General features: G+C 64.6%; 15 protein-coding genes. 12 read left to right on the top strand and 3 right to left on the bottom strand.

Annotation, left to right across the window (positions count from 1 at the left end; all coding sequences use genetic code 11):
- Nucleotides 1-8 precede the first annotated feature (8 nt).
- Nucleotides 9-881 (bottom strand): hypothetical protein, encoded by an 873-nt coding sequence (locus HEQ22_RS10040; RefSeq protein ID WP_432767761.1) that lies wholly within the window; start codon nt 879-881, stop codon nt 9-11.
- A gap of 75 nt (nt 882-956) precedes the next feature.
- Here HEQ22_RS10040 and HEQ22_RS10035 point away from each other — a divergent pair, with 75 nt between their 5' ends.
- The 11 genes from HEQ22_RS10035 (at nt 957) to rpoC (ending at nt 16,379) form a co-directional block, all read left to right on the top strand.
- Complete coding sequence (locus tag HEQ22_RS10035; protein WP_432770853.1) at nt 957-1,535, top strand: NifU family protein; 579 nt, start codon at nt 957-959, stop codon at nt 1,533-1,535.
- Nucleotides 1,536-1,557: 22 nt separating this feature from the next.
- Entirely contained in the window at nt 1,558-2,151 is a 594-nt protein-coding gene (locus HEQ22_RS10030; RefSeq protein WP_432767760.1) for a malonic semialdehyde reductase, read from the top strand.
- Nucleotides 2,152-2,173: 22 nt separating this feature from the next.
- On the top strand, nt 2,174-2,791 hold the full coding sequence (gene tsaB, locus HEQ22_RS10025) for a tRNA (adenosine(37)-N6)-threonylcarbamoyltransferase complex dimerization subunit type 1 TsaB (protein ID WP_432767759.1): 618 nt from the start codon (nt 2,174-2,176) through the stop codon (nt 2,789-2,791).
- The gene (locus HEQ22_RS10020; protein WP_432767758.1) at nt 2,788-3,273 is read left to right on the top strand and encodes a GNAT family N-acetyltransferase; all 486 of its coding nucleotides are present in this window, start codon (nt 2,788-2,790) and stop codon (nt 3,271-3,273) included. Before tsaB ends, HEQ22_RS10020 begins: the two co-directional genes overlap by 4 nt.
- A 105-nt stretch (nt 3,274-3,378) precedes the next feature.
- Nucleotides 3,379-3,813, top strand: a complete 435-nt coding sequence (locus tag HEQ22_RS10015; protein WP_432767757.1) for a MucR family transcriptional regulator — start codon at nt 3,379-3,381, stop codon at nt 3,811-3,813.
- Between the two features lie 133 nt (nt 3,814-3,946).
- Nucleotides 3,947-4,372: a Fur family transcriptional regulator gene (locus HEQ22_RS10010; RefSeq protein WP_432767756.1), complete on the top strand. Its 426-nt coding sequence runs from the start codon at nt 3,947-3,949 to the stop codon at nt 4,370-4,372.
- The gene (locus tag HEQ22_RS10005; protein WP_432767755.1) at nt 4,344-5,129 is read left to right on the top strand and encodes a lysophospholipid acyltransferase family protein; all 786 of its coding nucleotides are present in this window, start codon (nt 4,344-4,346) and stop codon (nt 5,127-5,129) included. The genes HEQ22_RS10010 and HEQ22_RS10005 overlap by 29 nt, the downstream gene beginning before the upstream one ends.
- Nucleotides 5,130-5,136: 7 nt before the next feature.
- A complete protein-coding gene (miaB, locus tag HEQ22_RS10000) occupies nt 5,137-6,477 on the top strand; it encodes a tRNA (N6-isopentenyl adenosine(37)-C2)-methylthiotransferase MiaB (RefSeq protein WP_432767754.1) in 1,341 nt (446 codons plus the stop codon).
- Nucleotides 6,478-6,608: 131 nt separating this feature from the next.
- Nucleotides 6,609-7,616 (top strand): PhoH family protein, encoded by a 1,008-nt coding sequence (locus HEQ22_RS09995; RefSeq protein ID WP_432767753.1) that lies wholly within the window; start codon nt 6,609-6,611, stop codon nt 7,614-7,616.
- A 249-nt stretch (nt 7,617-7,865) separates the two neighbouring features.
- On the top strand, nt 7,866-12,044 hold the full coding sequence (gene rpoB, locus HEQ22_RS09990) for a DNA-directed RNA polymerase subunit beta (protein WP_432767752.1): 4,179 nt from the start codon (nt 7,866-7,868) through the stop codon (nt 12,042-12,044).
- Between the two features lie 51 nt (nt 12,045-12,095).
- Nucleotides 12,096-16,379 (top strand): DNA-directed RNA polymerase subunit beta', encoded by a 4,284-nt coding sequence (gene rpoC, locus HEQ22_RS09985; protein ID WP_432767751.1) that lies wholly within the window; start codon nt 12,096-12,098, stop codon nt 16,377-16,379.
- Nucleotides 16,380-16,446: 67 nt separating this feature from the next.
- Here rpoC and HEQ22_RS09980 read toward each other — a convergent pair whose 3' ends face one another.
- Nucleotides 16,447-17,223 (bottom strand): DUF3658 domain-containing protein, encoded by a 777-nt coding sequence (locus HEQ22_RS09980; RefSeq protein ID WP_432767750.1) that lies wholly within the window; start codon nt 17,221-17,223, stop codon nt 16,447-16,449.
- Nucleotides 17,224-17,417: 194 nt separating this feature from the next.
- Nucleotides 17,418-17,597, bottom strand: coding sequence for a PspC domain-containing protein (locus HEQ22_RS09975; protein WP_432767749.1), 180 nt, complete (start codon nt 17,595-17,597; stop codon nt 17,418-17,420).
- 408 nt (nt 17,598-18,005) lie between these two features.
- Between HEQ22_RS09975 and recF the strand changes: the two genes are divergently transcribed.
- Nucleotides 18,006-19,115 carry a DNA replication/repair protein RecF gene (gene recF / locus HEQ22_RS09970; RefSeq protein WP_432767748.1) on the top strand — a complete coding sequence of 370 codons (1,110 nt, stop codon included), beginning with the start codon at nt 18,006-18,008 and terminating at the stop codon, nt 19,113-19,115.
- Nucleotides 19,116-19,128: the final 13 nt, after the last annotated feature.

Below are 19,128 nucleotides of genomic sequence, written 5' to 3'. Positions count from 1 at the left end.
GGCAATCGTCACACAATGCCGAAGGTCCAGCCTTCGGTTCGTGCCAGCGCGTCGGTCAGCGGCGCGGGGGTCCAGCGCGCATCGTCGCCGGCAATCGCGCGCAGCCACGCCGCGGACAGCAGCGCATCGCTGGCATGGTCGCTGACCGGCCCGGCGATCGCGGCGGGCGCCGAGCCGAGGGCGGCCAGCGCGGTGTCGAGCAGCGCGCCGTCGCGAATCTTGCTGCGTCCCGCCGCCATGCCCGCCGCGCGCGCCGCGAGGCTGGTGTAGATTTCGACGAGCAGCGGTCCGTTCGCGGGCACCGGGTCGCCCGGCCACAGCGCAATCTCGCCCGCCAGCCGGTGGAGCAGGCGCATGCCCGACAGGCTTGCCTTGCCGACCTGCGCCGCGCCGACCAGGTTGAAATTGCTGACACTGGCGGCCTGCCGGGTCACGCGCTGGTGCCGCTCGACGACACGCAATCGTCCGGTGCCGGCTTCGAACAGGTCGCCGACCACGCCCGCGCCGTGGCGGAAATGGCGGTGCGCCTGTGGGTGCGCGAGGAAGCTTTGCCCCTCCAGATGCGGATCGTCCGCCGCCAACTGCTCGACCAGCGCCCACAGTCCGCGCATGTCGGCGGGGCTGTCGGCCCAGTCGGGAAAATAGGCGCCGCGGTCGGCAAAGGCGAAAGCGGCCGAAAAATCGAAACCGATGAGCATGTCGGTGCGCGCCGCCGCCACGCCGCGAAGCCAGTCCAGGATTTCGCCGCGCGACCAGATATGCCCCGGCCGTACCAGCGCGGGCGGGTCCGACCCGCTGGCGACGGCCAGCGCGATGCCGCGGTGGCGCGCGCCGCGCGCCCCCGACCAGTCGATCGCGGCGAAATGGGTGAAACGGCGCATCGCAGCGCCCTAGCACAATATTGCGGCGCCGCGTTGCCGCTTGCACAAACGGCGGCGGCGTCCCACATGCACCTCATGCTGATCGAAACCGAATCGACGCCCAATCCGGCGACGCTGAAATTCCTGCCTGGCCGGCCGGTCATGGAATCGGGAACCCGCGATTTCGCCAGTCCCGAAGAGGCGGAAGCGTCGCCGCTCGCGACCGCGCTGTTCACGCTCGGCGACGTTACCGGCGTTTTCTTCGGCCGCGACTTCGTCTCGGTGACGATCGCGCCGGGCGCCGAATGGAGCGACGCCAAGCCCGACGTGCTCGGGATCATGATGGATCATTTCCTCGCCGGCATGCCGCTGTTTCACCCGGCGGGCGCGGGCGGCTTCAGCGTTCCGGCCGAGGACGATACGGGCTTTGCCGACGATCCCGCCGACGCCGACGTGATCGAGCAGATCAAGGAACTCATCGAAACGCGCGTCCGCCCCGCGGTCGCCAACGACGGCGGCGACATCGTTTATCGCGGTTTCGACAAGGGCAATGTGTATCTGAAGATGCAGGGCGCCTGTGCCGGATGTCCGTCGTCGACCGCGACGCTGAAAAACGGCATCGAATCGCTGCTCAAACATTATGTTCCCGAAGTGACGGCGGTCCACGCCGTCTGACCCCGCAACAGGAGAATGTCCGATGAGCGAGCCGCTTTCCGATAGCGCCCTCGACCAGCTGTTTCGTACCGCGCGCACTTATAATTTCTATCGCGACGAACCGGTGTCGGATGCCCAGCTCCACGCGATCTGGGACGTGATGAAATATGGTCCGACCAGCGCCAACTGCCTGCCGGCGCGGATCGTCTGGTGCACCAGCCAGGAAGCGAAGGAAAAGCTCGCCGCGCTGGCGATGCCCGCGAACGGCGAAAAAATCGTCAAGGCCCCGGTGACCGCGATCATCGGCATGGATCTGGAATTCTACGAAAATCTGCCCGAGCTGTTTCCGCACACCGACGCGCGCAGCTGGTTCAAGGGCAACGACGAACTGGCCAAGACGACGGCGTTCCGCAATTCCAGCCTGCAGGGCGCCTATTTCATTCTCGCCGCGCGGGCGCTGGGGCTCGATACCGGGCCGATGTCGGGGTTCAACAACGACGCGGTCGATGCCGCCTTCTTTGCCGACCAGCCGACGGTGCGCAGCAATTTCATCTCGACGCTGGGCTATGGCGACCCCGCGAGCATTTTCGAGCGCAGCCCGCGCCCCGATTTCGTCCGCTTCAACCGCATCGCCTGAGCGCGCGCGTTCCGACCCTACAATGCGGAAGCTGGTGATCGATTCGGCGAGCGAGGCCTGTTCGGTGGCGGTGCTGGACGCGGGTGTCGTCGTCGATTTCCGCCACGAGCTGATCGGTCGCGGCCATGCCGAACGGCTGGTGCCGCTGATCGCCGAACTCGCGGACGGCGGCCGCGCCGAGGAAATTTTCGTCGGCTGCGGGCCGGGGAGCTTCGCCGGCGTCCGCATCGGCGTCGCTGCAGCGCGCGCGCTGGCGCTCGGCTGGCAGGTGCCGGCGCACGGCTTTTCGACCCTCGCGCTCGTTGCGGCCGGTGCTGCCGATGCCATCGCGGCAGCCGATGGCGCGCTGGTGGTGATGGAGGGCGGCCACGGGCAATGGTTCGTCCAGCGTTTCGCGGCGGACCTCTCGCCGATCGGCGACGTCCGGTCGCTGCTTCCCGACGCCGCCGTCGCCGAGGCTGACGCCCTCGTGATCGGCAATCGCGCCGAGGCGTTCGTGGCGTTGCGCGGTGCGGGGGAGGCGCTTGCGATGCTGCCCGATGCGCGCGCCTTTGTCGCGCTGCCCATCGGCGCCCGGTTCGCCGATCCCAGCCCGACCTATGGCCGCGCGCCCGACGCGAAGCCGATGGTTGCCGTATGACCGATGCCATTCGCCTTGCCACCGCGCGGGTCGGCGATCTCGCCGCGGTGATGCGGGTGATGGATGCGGCCTTTGCCCCCGCTTATGGCGAGGCGTGGAGCGCCGCGCAGTTGCTGACGCTGTTCGCGCTGCCCTCGGCGCGCATCTGCCTGGCCTGGGACGGCGAGCGGCCGTGCGGCTTTTCAGCGGCGCGGATGGCGGGTCCCGAAAGCGAACTTCTGCTGCTCGCGGTCGATCCGGCGTATCGCGGCCGCGGTATCGGCGTCGCGCTGATGGACGATTGGCAAAGCTGGGCAGCCGACCAAGGTGCCGAGGATTGTTTTCTTGAAATGCGGGCGGATAACGACGCCATCCATCTCTATCAGCGGGTCGGCTTTTCAGAATGCGGTCGGCGACAGGCCTATTACCGCGGCGCCGATGGGGTGGTTCGCGATGCCATTACGATGCGGCGACCCTGTTTCGATGGTAAACCCAAGTCATAGATCATTGCGATTTTGGCGCCGCGATGGCATGATAATGGACGGGTGAAGAAATATGGAAATATTTCAGCGTCCCTCTTCTGGAAATAAAAACAAGGAAACGGTCTCATGTCGGATCAAGCCGATACATCTGAAATGCTCGTCACACTGACTGCCGACATTGTCGCTGCGCATGTCAGCAACAACAGCGTCGCCATCTCTGACCTCGCGGTACTCATCAACAATGTCCACGCCGCGCTGTCGGGTCTGGGGACGCAGCCGGTGGTCGAAGAAAAGCTGGTGCCCGCGGTGTCGATCCGCACCTCGGTCAAACCCGATTTCATCACCTGCCTCGAAGACGGCAAGAAGCTGAAGATGCTGCGCCGCCACCTGATGACGCATTACGGCATGACCCCCGACGATTATCGCACCAAATGGGGCCTTCCCGCCGACTATCCGATGGTCGCCCCCAACTATGCCGAACGGCGCCGTGCGCTGGCGAAGGAAATCGGCCTCGGCACCAAGGGCCGCGGCGGCGGGCGCAAGCGCAAAGCGAAAGTCTGACGCGCCGAACATAATTGCCCGGCAACGGGCGGTAAAGGGCGGCGCCGCAAGGTGCCGCCCTTGTCCTATCCGCGGCGCGACCCTATACAGTTTTCAACCATAGATACGGCTGCATATTGCAGGAAAGGCCCGCATGTCCGGTACCATCGATCTCGAAGCCCTGTGCCACGAAAAGGGGCTGCGCATCACCGACCAGCGCCGGATCATTGCGCGCGTCATCTCGGATTCCGAGGATCACCCCGACGTCGAAACGCTCTATGAGCGCGCGTCGAAGGTGGATAGCGGGATTTCTATCGCGACCGTGTACCGCACCGTGCGGCTGTTCGAAGAGGCGGGGATTCTCGATCGCCACGATTTCGGCGACGGGCGCTCGCGCTACGAGGCCGCGCCCGAGGCGCATCACGATCATCTGATCGATGTCGAAACCGGCAAGGTGATCGAATTCGTCGATCCCGAGCTCGAGGCGTTGCAGAAGGTCATCGCCGAACGGCTGGGCTTCCGCCTCGTCGACCATCGCATGGAGCTTTACGGTGTCGCCATCGGTCGCAAGCGGGACTGATCGCGCCGCGATCACCTGGCGCACGGTCGCCCGCCTGACCCTGATGGTGCTGGCGCTGTTGTTCCTGATCGTCCCGCATCTGCTCTATCGCGCCGTCGGCCGTCCTTCGCCGATGGTGATGGCATTCCTCAATGCGGCGGGCTGGATCGCGGGGCTGCGTATCCGCACCACCGGCATCAGGCTGCGCCGCGACGTGCTGTTCGTGTCGAACCATGTCAGCTGGCTCGACATCCTCGCGCTCGGCGGCGCCGCGCGCTCGGCCTTCGTGTCGAAGGCCGAGGTCGGCACCACCCCGCTCGTCGGCTGGCTCGCTGACCAGAACAGCACGATCTACGTCGAGCGTCAGGCGCGGCGCGACATCCACAGCCAGGCGAACAGCCTGCGCGACGCGCTCGCGCGCGGCCGTCCCGTCACCCTGTTCCCCGAAGGCACGACGGGTCCCGGCGACGGCCTGCTGCCGTTTCGCGCCTCGCTGTTTCAGGCGGTCATCCCGACCCCGCCGCGCCTGCGGGTCCAGCCGGTGTTCCTCGATTACGGCGATCAGGCGAGCGACATCGCGTGGCTCGACCCCGAATCGGGACTCGACAATTTCAAGCGGCTGCTCGCGCGCAAGCGGCCGATTTCGCTGACGATCCATTATCTCGACCCGCTGCCCGATGCGGCCGAACACGACCGCAAGGCGGTCAACGAAGCGGCGCGCGCCGCGATCGCCGCCGCGATCGCACGGCCTTCCGCCGCCGCGCGGCATCGCCTATAGCGCGCCGATGACAATCGACTCCCCCGCCAAAACCTTTCACGTCAAATCCTTCGGCTGCCAGATGAACGTCTATGACGGCGAACGCATGGCCGAGATGCTGGGCGCCGAAGGCTATGTCGCCGCCGCCGATGGTGCCGACGCCGATCTGGTCGTGCTCAACACGTGCCACATCCGCGAAAAAGCCGCCGAGAAAGTCTATTCGGACATCGGCCGGTTGAAGCGCGCCGACGGCAGCACGCCGACGATCGCCGTCGCGGGCTGCGTCGCGCAGGCCGAGGGCGCCGAGATTGCGCGCCGCGCCCCCAGCGTCGACGTTGTCGTCGGCCCGCAGGCCTACCACCGTCTGCCCGAGCTGATCGCGAAGGCGGCGAGGGGCGAAAAGGCGGTCGATCTCGACATGCCGGCGATGAGCAAGTTCGGCGCACTGCCGGCGCGCGGCGCCGGACAGCGCCCGACCGCCTTCCTGACCGTGCAGGAAGGCTGCGACAAATTCTGCACCTATTGCGTCGTCCCCTATACCCGCGGTGCCGAGATCAGCCGGCCGTTTGCCGACCTGATCGCCGAGGCGCGTGCACTGGTTATAGGCGGCGCGCGCGAGATCACCCTGCTCGGCCAGAACGTCAACGCGTGGGACGGCGAGGACGAGAAGGGCAGGGCGATCGGCCTCGACGGGCTGATCCGCGAACTCGCGAAAGAGGACGGGCTCGAACGCATCCGCTACACTACCAGCCACCCCAACGACATGACCGAGGGGCTGATCGCTGCGCATGGCGAGATCGACAAGCTGATGCCTTTCCTCCACCTGCCGGTGCAGGCGGGCAGCGACCGCATCCTCGCGGCGATGAACCGCAGCCACAGCGTCGACAGCTATTTGCGCGTCATCGAACGCGTGCGTGCGGTGCGCCCCGACATCGCGATCTCGGGTGACTTTATCGTCGGCTTCCCCGGCGAGAGCGAGGCCGATTTTCAGGCGACGCTCGATCTGGTCCATCAGACGCGCTACGCGATGGCGTACAGCTTCAAATATTCGCGCCGCCCCGGCACCCCCGCCGCGACGATGGACGGGCAGGTTCCCGAAGCGGTGATGAACGAGCGACTCCAGCGGCTGCAGGCGCTGCTCAACGAGCAGCAGCAGGCGTTTAACGAAGCGAGCGTCGGCAGCACGACGCGGCTGTTGCTCGAACGCAAGGGTAAGCTGGACGGGCAGCTGATCGGCAAGACGCCGTGGCTGCAATCGGCGCATGTGATTGCGCCTGGGCTCAAGATCGGCGACATGATCGACGTGCGGATCGTGTCGGCCGGGGCGAACAGCGTCGCCGCCGAAGCATTGATCGAAGAGGTCGCCTAGTGCGCCTGGCGGCAGCTGTCTCCACGAAGACACACTTGGCCTCCTTCCGTCGAATCGCGAAACGATCGGTGATGGACTCCCGCCTTTGCGGGGGTACACAGGATAAGCCTTAGCCCAGGAGCCTTGCCCATATGTCCAAACGCCCGCTGACCGCCTCCACCCCCGCCGAACCCGGCGACCGCGTCCGGCTGACGGCGGAATTCGAGCGCACCCAGCTGTTGGGCATCTTGTTTGGCGAGTTCGACCGCAATCTGGTCGCGATCGAAAACCGGCTGGGCGTCTATATCTCGGCGCGCGGCAATCGGGTGCAGATCGAGGGCGAGGCCGAGGCTGCGGCGCGCGCCCGCGACGTGCTCGTCGATCTCTACACGCGCATCGAACAGGGGCAGGAGGTCGACGCCGGGATGGTCGACGGGGTGATCGCGATGTCGGCGCAGCCGACGCTTGCCGGCATCATCCGCCACGACAAGGACGAAGCGCCGCCGATCATGATCCGGACGCGCAAGAAGACGATCGTGCCGCGCGCGCCGTCGCAGATCCCCTATATGCAGGCGCTGGCGCGCGACGAGATCATCTTTGCGCTCGGCCCGGCGGGGACGGGCAAGACCTATCTCGCGGTCGCGCAGGCGGTCGCGCAGCTGATCACCGGCAGCGTCCAGCGCCTGATCCTGTCGCGTCCGGCGGTCGAGGCGGGGGAGAAGCTGGGCTTCCTGCCCGGCGACATGAAGGAAAAGGTCGATCCGTACCTGCGCCCGCTGTACGACGCGCTCCACGATTGCCTGCCCGCAGAGCAGGTCGAGCGGCGCATCGCGAGCGGAGAGATCGAGATCGCGCCGCTCGCCTTCATGCGCGGGCGGACGCTCGCCGATGCCTTCATCATCCTCGACGAGGCGCAGAACACGACGATTCCCCAGATGAAGATGTTCCTGACCCGCTTCGGCATGAACAGCCGGATGGTGGTCTGCGGCGACCCCAAGCAGGTCGATCTGCCGATCCCGGCGACCTCGGGACTGGCCGACGCCGTCGGCCGGCTCGAAGGGGTCGAGGGGATCAACGTCAGCTATTTCACCAGCGCCGACGTCGTCCGTCACCCGATCGTCGGGCGGATCGTCGATGCCTATGAGGGGCCTGACACTTAAGCGATCAATCGCCGACATTGTTCGGCCATCGCCTGGCGGTCCGTTGACAGCGCGCGGCCGCGATCCTATATGCACGCCTCACCCCATCGTCCGAGATAGAGCCTGACTTTGCGCGGCAGGTTGTACGGATAGGTCGACGGGATTTCGACAAGCGTTGGAGAGCTGCGGATAACCGGCAACGGTTGGCTGCGGCTTTTTTCGCGTCGAAGCGCTCGCGACCTGATTTTTTGCAAGGCGAGACAATCACTTATGGCGACCAAGGCGAAGTCGGTGGGCAAGGCCCTCGAAGCAACCGCAAGCAAGCGGATCCGCAAGCTGTTCGGCAACATCCACGAAGCGGTGGAAATGCCCAACCTGATCGAGGTGCAGCGCGAATCCTATGAACAGTTCCTGCGGTCGGACCCCTCGGTCGGCTATGTTTCGGGACTGGAAAAGACGCTGCGCAGCGTGTTCCCGATCCGCGATTTCGCCGGCACCGCCGAACTCGACTTCGTCCACTACGAACTCGAAGCGCCCAAATACGACGTCGACGAATGCCGCCAGCGCGGCATCACCTATGCGGCGCCGATGAAGGTCACGCTGCGCCTGATCGTCTTCGAAGTCGACAGCGAAACCGACACCCGCTCGGTGCTCGATATCAAGGAGCAGGACGTCTATATGGGCGACATGCCCCTGATGACGGGCAACGGTACCTTCTTCGTCAACGGCACCGAGCGCGTCATCGTGTCGCAGATGCACCGTTCGCCGGGTGTGCTGTTCGACCATGATCGCGGCAAGACCCATTCGTCGGGCAAGTTCCTGTTCGCTGCGCGCGTCATTCCGTATCGCGGTTCGTGGCTCGATTTCGAATTCGACGCCAAGGACATCGTCAACGTCCGCATCGACCGCAAGCGCAAGTTGCCGGTGACCAGCCTGCTCTATGCGCTGGGGATGACGGGCGAGGAAATCCTCAACCACTTCTATGACCGCCTGATCTTCGAGCGTGCCGAAAACGGCTGGCGCGTGCCGTTCATGGTCGAAAACTGGCGTGGTTCGAAGCCGTCGTTCGACGTCGTCGATGCCAAGACCGGCGAAGTCGTCTTCGCCGCCGGCCACAAGATCAGCCCGCGCCTCGCCAACAAGGCGGCGAAGGACGGGCTCGACACGCTGCTGATCCCGACCGAGGAAATCTTCGGCCGTTACAGCGCCTATGACCTCGTCAACGACGCGACCGGCGAAATCTATATCGAGGCGGGCGACGAAGTGTCGGCCGAAAACCTCGAAAAGATGGACGCGGCGGGCATCGACAAGCTCGTCCTGCTCGACATCGACCACAACAACACCGGTCCGTGGATCCGCAACACGCTGAAGGCCGACAAGGCCGAGGATCGCGACCAGGCATTGAGCGACATCTATCGCGTGATGCGCCCCGGCGAACCGCCGACGCGCGAAACCGCCGAAGCGTTGTTCGACGGCCTGTTCTTCGACAGCGAACGTTACGACCTGTCGGCGGTCGGCCGCGTCAAGCTCAACATGCGCCTTGGCCTCGACGCCGAGGACACGGTCACCACGCTGCGCAGCGAGGACATCCTCGCGGTCGTCAAGGAACTGGTGAATCTGAAGGACGGCAAGGGCGAAATCGACGATATCGACAACCTCGGCAATCGCCGTGTCCGTTCGGTCGGCGAGCTGCTCGAAAACCAGTATCGCGTCGGCCTGCTCCGCATGGAGCGCGCGGTGAAGGAGCGCATGAGCTCGGTCGATGTGTCGACCGTGATGCCGAACGACCTGATCAACGCGAAGCCCGCGGTCGCCGCAGTGCGCGAATTCTTCGGCTCGTCGCAGCTGTCGCAGTTCATGGATCAGACCAATCCGTTGTCGGAAGTCACCCACAAGCGCCGCGTGTCGGCGCTTGGGCCGGGCGGTCTGACGCGCGAACGCGCTGGCTTCGAAGTCCGCGACGTTCACCCGACCCATTATGGCCGCATCTGTCCGATCGAAACGCCGGAAGGCCCGAACATCGGTCTGATCAACAGCCTCGCGACCTTCGCGCGGGTGAACAAGTACGGCTTCATCGAGACGCCGTACCGCAAGATCATCGACGGCAAGGTGACCAACGAGGTCGTCTATCTGTCGGCGATGGAAGAGCAGAAGCACACCGTCGCGCAGGCGAACGCCGATCTCAACGACGATGGCAGCTTCATCGACGAGCTGATCTCGGCGCGCGAAGCCGGCGAATTCCTGATGGCGCCGCGCGAGCAGATCACGCTGATGGACGTGTCGCCGAAGCAGCTCGTTTCGGTCGCGGCGTCGCTGATCCCGTTCCTGGAAAACGATGACGCCAACCGCGCGCTGATGGGTTCGAACATGCAGCGTCAGGCGGTGCCGTTGCTCCGCGCCGAGGCGCCGGTCGTCGGCACCGGCATGGAAGAAACGGTTGCCCGCGACTCCGGCGCGGCCATCGCGGCGCGCCGCGGCGGCATCATCGACCAGGTCGATGCGACGCGTATCGTCATCCGCGCCACCGACATGATCGAACCCGGCAAGTCGGGCGTCGACATCTATCGCCTGCAGAAGTTCCAGCGTTCGAACCAGAACACCTGCATCAACCAGCGTCCGCTGGTGAATGTCGGCGACGTCGTGCGCAGCGGCGACATCATTGCCGACGGTCCGTCGACCGAGCTCGGCGAACTGGCGCTCGGCAAGAATGTGCTCGTCGCGTTCATGCCGTGGAACGGCTATAACTACGAGGATAGTATCCTCATCAGCGAACGCATCGTGAAGGACGACGTCTTCACCTCGATCCACATCGAGGAATTCGAAGTCACCGCGCGCGACACCCGCCTTGGCCCCGAAGACATCACCCGCGACATCCCGAACGTCGGGGAGGAAGCGCTGCGCAACCTCGACGAAGCGGGCATCGTCTATATCGGCGCCGAAGTCGGCCCGGGCGACATTCTGGCCGGCAAGATCACCCCCAAGGGTGAATCGCCGATGACGCCGGAAGAAAAGCTGCTGCGCGCGATCTTCGGCGAAAAGGCCAGCGACGTGCGCGACACCTCGCTCCGCTTGCCGCCGGGCGTGTCCGGCACCGTCGTCGAGGTCCGCGTCTTCAACCGCCACGGTATCGACAAGGACGAGCGCGCGATCGCGATCGAACGCGAAGAGATCGAGCGTCTGAAGCAGGATTCGGACGACGAGCGCGCGATCCTCAACCGCGCGACCTTCTCCAGCCTGAAGGAACTGCTGGTCGGCCAGACCACCAGCGCGGTTCCGAAGGGCCTGAAGAAGGGCGACGCGGTTACCGAAGAGATGCTGGTCGAACTCGACCGCGCCGATTGGTGGAAGCTCGCGGTGGTCGACGACAATGCCCAGACGGCTTTGGAAGCGATCAAGGCGCAGTATGACGACGCGATCAAGCGCATCAACGCGAAGTATGAAGATCGCGTCGAAAAGCTGCAGCGCGGCGACGAACTCGCCCCCGGCGTGCTCAAGATGGTCAAGGTCTTCGTCGCGGTGAAGCGCAAGCTGCAGCCGGGCGACAAGATGGCCGGCCGTCACGGCAACAAGGGCGTCATCTCGCGCATGTTGCCGGTCGAGGACATGCCGTTCCTCGAGGACGGCACGCATGTCGACATCGTGCTCAACCCGCTGGGCGTGCCGTCGCGCATGAACGTCGGGCAGATCCTGGAGACCCACCTCGGCTGGGCTTCGCGCGGTCTGGGGCAGCGGGTGACGCAGGCGCTCGACGAATGGCGCGATGCCAATCCCGATGTCACCGGCGGTCAGATGCCGGAGGCGGTTCGCGACGCGCTGGTCCATGTCTATGGCGAAGGCTATGCCGACGACATCAAGGGCCGCGACGCCGACAACATCGTCGAAATGGCCGAGAACCTGCGGGTTGGCGTGCCGTTCGCGACCCCGGTGTTCGACGGTGCCAAAGAGGCGGACGTCACCGACATGCTTACCCTCGCGGGGCTGCATGAATCGGGCCAGTCGGATCTGTACGACGGGCGCACCGGCGATCGGTTCGACCGCAAGGTGACGGTGGGCTATATCTATATGCTCAAGCTTCATCACCTGGTCGACGACAAGATCCACGCGCGATCGATCGGGCCCTACTCGCTCGTCACCCAGCAGCCGCTGGGCGGTAAGGCGCAGTTCGGCGGCCAGCGCTTCGGTGAAATGGAGGTCTGGGCGCTCCAGGCCTATGGCGCGGCGTATACGCTCCAGGAAATGCTGACGGTGAAGTCCGATGACGTGATCGGCCGCACCAAGGTTTACGAAGCGATCGTCAAGGGCGACGACACGTTCGAGGCCGGCATTCCCGAAAGCTTCAACGTGCTCGTCAAGGAAATGCGCTCGCTGGGCCTCAATGTCGAACTGTCTTCCTATGCGGAAGAAGACCCCGACAATGCCCCGGATGCCCTTCCCGAAGCCGCCGAATAACGACATTGCCTCACCCCTCCCGCCGCGCGGGAGGGGCAGTGGAGCTAAATTATGAACCAGCTTACCAACTTCATGAACCCGGTCGCGAAGGCCGAAACCTTCGACATGATCAAGATCGGCATCGCGAGCCCGGAACGCATCCGCTCGTGGTCGTTCGGCGAGATCAAGAAGCCCGAAACCATCAACTATCGCACGTTCAAGCCCGAGCGCGACGGCCTGTTCTGCGCGCGCATCTTTGGTCCGATCAAGGATTATGAATGCCTGTGCGGCAAGTACAAGCGCATGAAATACAAGGGCATCGTCTGCGAAAAATGCGGTGTCGAAGTCACGGTGACCAAGGTCCGCCGCGAGCGCATGGGCCATATCGAGCTCGCCGCGCCGGTCGCGCACATCTGGTTCCTGAAGTCGCTGCCCTCGCGCATCGGCCTGCTGCTCGACATGCAGCTCAAGCAGCTCGAACGCGTCCTCTATTTCGAAGCCTATATCGTGCTCGAGCCCGGCCTGACCCCGCTCGAGAAGTTCCAGCTGCTGACCGAGGACGAGTTGCTCGACGCGCAGGATGAATATGGCGAAGACGCGTTCAGCGCCGGCATCGGCGCCGAGGCGATCCGCGTCCTGCTCGAGAATCTCGATCTGGAGCAGGAGCGCGTCGATCTGATGGAAGATCTGGCGACGACCAAGTCGGAGCTGAAGCCCAAGAAGATCATCAAGCGCCTCAAGGTCGTCGAAAGCTTCATCGATTCGGGCAACCGGCCCGAATGGATGATCCTGGAAGTCGTGCCCGTGATCCCGCCCGAACTGCGCCCGCTGGTGCCGCTCGATGGCGGCCGCTTCGCGACGTCGGATCTCAACGATCTCTATCGCCGCGTGATCAACCGTAACAACCGTCTGAAGCGCCTGATGGAACTGCGCGCGCCGGACATCATCGTCCGCAACGAAAAGCGCATGTTGCAGGAAGCCGTCGACGCCTTGTTCGATAACGGCCGCCGCGGCCGCACGATCACCGGTGCCAACAAGCGTCCGCTGAAATCGCTGTCCGATATGCTCAAGGGCAAGCAGGGCCGCTTCCGTCAGAACCTGCTCGGCAAGCGCGTCGACTATTCGGGCCGTTCGGTCATCGTCACCGGTCCCGAACTCAAGCTGCACCAGTGCGGCCTGCCGAAGAAGATGGCGCTCGAGCTGTTCAAGCCTTTCATCTATGCGCGCCTCGACGCCAAGGGTCTCTCCATGACCCTGAAACAGGCCAAGAAGTGGGTCGAAAAGGAACGCAAGGAAGTCTGGGACATCCTCGACGAAGTCATTCGCGAGCACCCGGTCCTCTTGAACCGCGCCCCGACGCTTCACCGCCTCGGCATCCAGGCGTTCGAGCCGGTGCTGATCGAGGGCAAGGCGATCCAGCTGCATCCGCTGGTCTGCGCCGCGTTCAACGCCGACTTCGACGGCGACCAGATGGCCGTCCACGTTCCGCTCTCGCTGGAAGCCCAGCTGGAAGCGCGCGTGCTGATGATGTCGACCAACAACATCCTGTCGCCCGCGAACGGCAAGCCGATCATCGTGCCGTCGCAGGATATGGTCCTCGGCCTCTACTATCTCTCGCTGGAGCGCGAAGGCGAGCCGGGCGAGGGCATGTTGCTTGCCGACATGGCCGAAGTCCACCAGGCGCTGCACATCGGTGCGGTGACCCTGCACACCAAGGTGATCAGCCGCGTCCCGCAGACCGACGAGAAGGGCAATGAATATCTGCGCCGCTTCGAGACGACCCCGGGCCGCATGCTGATCGGCGAATGCCTGCCGAAGTCGCACACCGTGCCCTTCGACGTCGTCAACCGCCTTCTCACCAAGAAGGAAATCGGCGACGTGATCGATCAGGTCTATCGCCACACCGGCCAGAAAGAGACGGTGCTGTTCGCCGACGCCATCATGGCGCTGGGCTTCCGCAACGCGTTCAAGGCGGGCATCTCGTTCGGCAAGGACGACATGATCATCCCGGCCTCGAAGGAAGGCATGGTCGACGAAACCCGCGCGCTGGTGAAGGATTTCGAGCAGCAGTATCAGGACGGCCTGATCACGCAGCAGGAAAAGTACAACAAGGCAATCGACGCCTGGTCGCAGTGCGGCGACAAGGTCGCGAACGCGATGATGGACGAAATCCGCGCGACGCCGAAGCTGCCCGACGGCCGTCTGGCCCCGATCAACTCCATCTATATGATGGCGCATTCGGGTGCCCGTGGTTCGCAGGCGCAGATGAAGCAGCTTGCCGGCATGCGGGGCCTGATGGCCAAGCCGTCGGGCGAGATCATCGAAACGCCGATCATCTCGAACTTCAAGGAAGGCCTGACCGTTCTCGAGTATTTCAACTCGACCCACGGTGCGCGTAAGGGCCTGGCCGATACGGCGCTCAAGACGGCGAACTCGGGTTATCTGACCCGCCGCCTGGTCGATGTGTCGCAGGACTGCGTCGTGATCGAGGATGATTGCGGCACCGAACGCGGCATGGAAATGCGCGCGATCATCCAGGGCGGTTCGACGATCGCCTCGCTGGGCGAGCGCATCCTCGGCCGTACCACGCTCGAAGACGTGGTCGACAAGGACGGCAATGTCATCGCGCCGGTGGGCACGCTGCTCGACGAGCCGACGACGCAGCGGATCGAAGATGCCGAGGTTCAGTCGGTCAAGATCCGTTCGCCGCTGGTTTGCGAAGCGGTGCTGGGTGTTTGCGGCAAATGCTATGGCCGCGATCTGGCCCGCGGGACCCCGGTGAACATCGGTGAAGCGGTCGGCGTCATCGCCGCCCAGTCGATCGGCGAACCCGGCACCCAGCTGACGATGCGGACCTTCCACATCGGCGGCGCGGCGCAGGTCAACGAACAGTCGAACGCCGAAGCGATTTCGGACGGCACGATCGAATATCGCGACATGAACACCATCGTCGACCAGCGTGGTCGCCGTCTGGCGCTCGCGCGTTCGGGTGAAATCGCGATCATCGACAGCGAAGGTCGCGAACGCGCGTCGCACAAGCTGCCCTATGGCGCGCAGATCCTGCACAAGGACGGCGAAAAGGTGAAGAAGGGCGACCGGATTGCCGAATGGGATCCGTTCACCATGCCGCTGATCACCGAAAAGCAGGGCGTCGTGAAATATCAGGATCTGGAAGACACCAAGACCCTGATCGAACAGGTCGACGAAGCGACGGGCATCGCCCAGCGCGTCGTGATCGAATATCGTTCGGCGGGCCGTGCCAAGAAGGAAGACCTGCAGCCGCGCCTGACCCTGCTCGACGATGAGTCGGGTGAGGCCGCGCGCTACCTGCTCGCGGTCGGCACGATGCTGTCGGTCGAGGACGGCCAGACGGTGCAGGCGGGCGACGTTCTCGCCCGTGTCAGCCGCGAGGCGTCGAAGACGCGCGACATCACCGGCGGTCTGCCGCGGGTGGCCGAGCTGTTCGAAGCACGCATTCCGAAGGACAACAGCGTCATCGCGAAGATCAGCGGCCGCATTGAATTCGTCAAGGATTACAAGGCGAAGCGCAAGATCGCGATCGTTCCGGAAGAAGGCGATCCGATCGAGTATCTGATCCCCAAGTCGAAGGTCCTGGAAGTGCAGGAAGGCGACCAGGTCAAGCGCGGCGACGCGCTGATCAGCGGTTCGCCGAACCCGCACGACATCCTCGACGTCATGGGCGTCGAGGCGCTGGCCGAATATCTGGTCGCGGAAATCCAGGAAGTCTATCGACTTCAGGGCGTGAAGATCAACGACAAGCACATCGAGGTGATCGTTCGCCAGATGCTGCAGAAGGTCGAGATCACCGACGGCGGCGACACCACGCTGCTGCCGGGCGAACAGCTCGATTATCTGGAGATGATGGAATATAACGCCAAGCTGCCGAAGAACGGCAAGCCCGCCGAAGGGCGCCCGGTCCTGCTGGGCATCACCAAGGCGAGCCTGCAGACGCGCAGCTTCGTTTCGGCGGCCTCCTTCCAGGAAACGACCCGCGTCCTCACCGAAGCGTCGGTGCAGGGCAAGATCGACTCGCTGCAGGGGCTGAAGGAAAATGTCATCGTCGGCCGCCTGATCCCGGCGGGCACCGGTGCTGCCATGAACCGCGTCCGCGTCACCGCGTCGTCGAAGGACGCCGCGCTGCGGGCCTCGATGCGCGCCGCGAGCCAGGTCGATCTGATCGCGCCCGCCTCTGCGGCTGCGGAACATGCCGCCGAACTGGCGCAGGGTCCCGAAGCCGCGATGGGCGACGATCCGCTGGGCAAGGTCCAGGGCGACGACTTCACCACCGACGATGTGACGGTGCAGGAGCGTCCGGAGGGCGAGGGGGAAGCGTAAGCTTTCGCACCGCATTTGGCCGACAGAAAACAAGCCCCGCCGGAGCGATCCGGCGGGGCTTTTTCTTTCACATCAGCCGTCGAACTTTTGCCGCTCCGTCTCCCACGGAATCGAGCAGCAGCTCCCCATTGCAAACGATTCGACCTTCTCGGATCAATTCCCGAAGGCGCCAAAACAAGAACGCGTCGCTTGGTGACCCGTTGCTATCGAACGACGCCGCCATGGCGTTTCCCACGACACGCCGCCAATTTGTATCATCGGAATGGCAATGTTCGAGCAACAGGTCGTCAAAATAGCGTTCGTGCACGCTCTGGATGGCTCCGCCTTCCACTATGCGAAGAAGGGCGTTATCGATCATCAGCTCAGACCATCGACGACGAGGAAAGCGGGCATCGTCCCGCCTGATACGAGGACAACTGTCGAGCAACTCGGCCATCAGATCTTCGTTAAGTTCTCCAAGAGTGAGCGGGGCTTGATTTTTCCAGCTGGCCGACAGCGGGTAGTCCGCGATCACCAGGTCAGCTTCTATCCCATCGAATTGTGATAGAAACCAATACAAGCCAGACTGTTCGGTGGCAGAACGAGGAGCGATCCAGATCAACCGGTCCGGCTCTTTCTCAACAGCCTTCCAGAATTCAGACACCTGCTCGCTTATCCAATCGCGGTTCCCGGAGCCGGTTGGGGCATATTGGTCTAACCAATTTTCCCGGTCTTTTAGCGGCATCGCTATTGGACCCCAATCGAGAGAGTCGGTGAGATCGACGACCTTATCTCGCAAGCCACGTCGGCGAAGCAATCGCCGCAGGGTACCAGCAGCCGAAGAGCTGAAGACGATGTGTATCATTGCCTTCCTTGCCTAAATTTAGCCAAAGCTACGTTGACCCGCGTCTGTGAGGGCGTTGCGTCGAAAGGATTGTAATGCGGCGCCGATAAACAAATAGAAAAGGGCCCACCGGGGTGGCCGGTGAGCCCTTGGTCCTGGGAATGTGCGGGCCGGTGCGACTGCGCCTGTACGGCGACCGGCCCTTGCGCTGCCTCCTACGGTGCGAGGATCGCGACCGCGAGGTACAGCAGCAGCGGCAGGCCGAAGCCGAGCAGCGTCAGCGCGACAAAGCCGACGCGCGTCCACAAGACGTCGATACCGAACTGGTCTGCCATCCCGGCGCACACGCCGAAGATCATCCCGTCGCGACGATTCTTGCGAAAACCCTGTGTCATGTCTTTCCTTTCGATCCCGGCGCGGGGCCGGCGTTATGGGGCGCGACGGCGGGTCAGGCGACCATGCCGTTCGGGCCGACAGCGGCGAGGAACATGATCGAGCAGTAAAGCGAGGCAACCGCTGCGATCGCGTAGCTCTTGAACGAGTCGACGTTGAAATGGGCCATGATATTGTCCTTCCTGTAAGTGTCTCACCGGACCATCCGGTGGATATCGGCACTGTTGCAGGGAGCGTGCCAATTTCATTCATTGGCGGTTAAGCGGGATTTTTCGGCCCACGACAGATTATTTCAGCGCGAAAAATCCGCTAAGATGGGAAAAATTACCGCTCACCGGAAAAATGTCGATGGAACCAGGGCGTGCGACGGGCTGGCATCGGAAGAGGGGCTGGGGTAGGCGGACAGGCAGATGACGCTCGCCCGCCTTTCGCTGACCGATTTTCGCAATCATGCCGGTGCGGACATCGCAGCGGCGCCGGGGCTCGTCGCGCTGCACGGCGACAATGGCGCCGGCAAGACCAATATCCTGGAGGCGATTTCGCTGCTCGCGCCGGGGCGCGGGCTGCGCCGGGCGCCGCTCGCCGACATGGTGCGCGACGGGGCGCGCGGAGGGTTTGCGATCTTTGCCGAGGTGCAGGCCGGTGCCGGCCTGCCGCCAGTGGCGCTCGGGACCGGGATCGAACCGGCGCATCCCGGGCGTCGGATCGTGCGGATCAACGGCGCCGCGGCGGCGGCGGCGTCGCTTGGCGAATGGCTGGCGGTGCTGTGGCTGACCCCGGCGATGGACCGGCTGTTCGTCGAAACCGCAGGCAATCGGCGGCGCTTTCTCGACCGCCTCGTCCTCGCGCTCGATCCGCGCCACGCGCAACATGGCAACCGCTATGAAGCCGCGCTGCGCGCGCGCGGCAAATTGCTCGCCGATGCAGGACCGGCCGATCCGGCGTGGCTGACCAGCCTCGAGGCGCAGCTCGCCGACCATGGCGCGGCGATCGACGCGGCGCGGCAGCGCACCCTTGCCGCGCTCGCCGCCGAACTCACGGTGCAGCCCGACGCGCCGGTCGCGCGGCCGCTGCTGACGCTGGTCGATGGCGAAGGCGCGGCGCGCGAGGCGCCCCACCAGCCGGAGGCGCTGCGCGCGCTGTTCGCGTCGCGGCGGCGGATCGATGCCGCGGCGGGCAGGGCGACCGCGGGGCCGCATCGCGACGATCTGTCGGCGGTCCACGCCGCGACCGGGCGCGCCGCCGCACGTTGTTCGACCGGGGAGCAGAAGGCGATGCTGCTCTCGCTGATCCTGGCGCACAGCGACTGTGTCGCGCGGCTGCGCGGTGCGCGCCCCGTCCTGCTGCTCGACGAGGTCGCCGCGCACCTCGACCCCTCGCGCCGCGCCGCGCTGTACGAACGGCTCGCGGGGCAGGGTGGACAGGCGTGGCTGACCGGGACCGAAGCGGCGCTGTTCGCCGACATGCCGGGACCGGTGACGCGGTTCCGGATCGCGGGCGGACGGATCGCAGCGAGCTAGCGCTGGCCCGGTA

It is taken from the genome of Sphingopyxis sp. (assembly GCF_050916055.1).
GTDB lineage: Bacteria > Pseudomonadota > Alphaproteobacteria > Sphingomonadales > Sphingomonadaceae > Sphingopyxis.
The sequence above is the reverse complement of the archived record's forward strand: the minus strand, read 5'-3'. Positions and strand labels throughout refer to the sequence as shown.

Excerpts from the sequence above, each read along its gene's own strand:
- HEQ22_RS10040 (WP_432767761.1), bottom strand. The coding sequence starts at position 881 with ATGCGCCGTTTCACCCATTTCGCCGCGATCGACTGGTCGGGGGCGCGC.
- HEQ22_RS10035 (WP_432770853.1), top strand. The coding sequence starts at position 957 with ATGCTGATCGAAACCGAATCGACGCCCAATCCGGCGACGCTGAAATTC.
- HEQ22_RS10030 (WP_432767760.1), top strand. The coding sequence starts at position 1,558 with ATGAGCGAGCCGCTTTCCGATAGCGCCCTCGACCAGCTGTTTCGTACC.
- tsaB (WP_432767759.1), top strand. The coding sequence starts at position 2,174 with ATGCGGAAGCTGGTGATCGATTCGGCGAGCGAGGCCTGTTCGGTGGCG.
- HEQ22_RS10020 (WP_432767758.1), top strand. The coding sequence starts at position 2,788 with ATGACCGATGCCATTCGCCTTGCCACCGCGCGGGTCGGCGATCTCGCC.
- HEQ22_RS10015 (WP_432767757.1), top strand. The coding sequence starts at position 3,379 with ATGTCGGATCAAGCCGATACATCTGAAATGCTCGTCACACTGACTGCC.
- HEQ22_RS10010 (WP_432767756.1), top strand. The coding sequence starts at position 3,947 with ATGTCCGGTACCATCGATCTCGAAGCCCTGTGCCACGAAAAGGGGCTG.
- miaB (WP_432767754.1), top strand. The coding sequence starts at position 5,137 with ATGACAATCGACTCCCCCGCCAAAACCTTTCACGTCAAATCCTTCGGC.
- HEQ22_RS09995 (WP_432767753.1), top strand. The coding sequence starts at position 6,609 with ATGTCCAAACGCCCGCTGACCGCCTCCACCCCCGCCGAACCCGGCGAC.
- rpoB (WP_432767752.1), top strand. The coding sequence starts at position 7,866 with ATGGCGACCAAGGCGAAGTCGGTGGGCAAGGCCCTCGAAGCAACCGCA.
- rpoC (WP_432767751.1), top strand. The coding sequence starts at position 12,096 with ATGAACCAGCTTACCAACTTCATGAACCCGGTCGCGAAGGCCGAAACC.
- HEQ22_RS09980 (WP_432767750.1), bottom strand. The coding sequence starts at position 17,223 with ATGATACACATCGTCTTCAGCTCTTCGGCTGCTGGTACCCTGCGGCGA.
- HEQ22_RS09975 (WP_432767749.1), bottom strand. The coding sequence starts at position 17,597 with ATGACACAGGGTTTTCGCAAGAATCGTCGCGACGGGATGATCTTCGGC.
- recF (WP_432767748.1), top strand. The coding sequence starts at position 18,006 with ATGACGCTCGCCCGCCTTTCGCTGACCGATTTTCGCAATCATGCCGGT.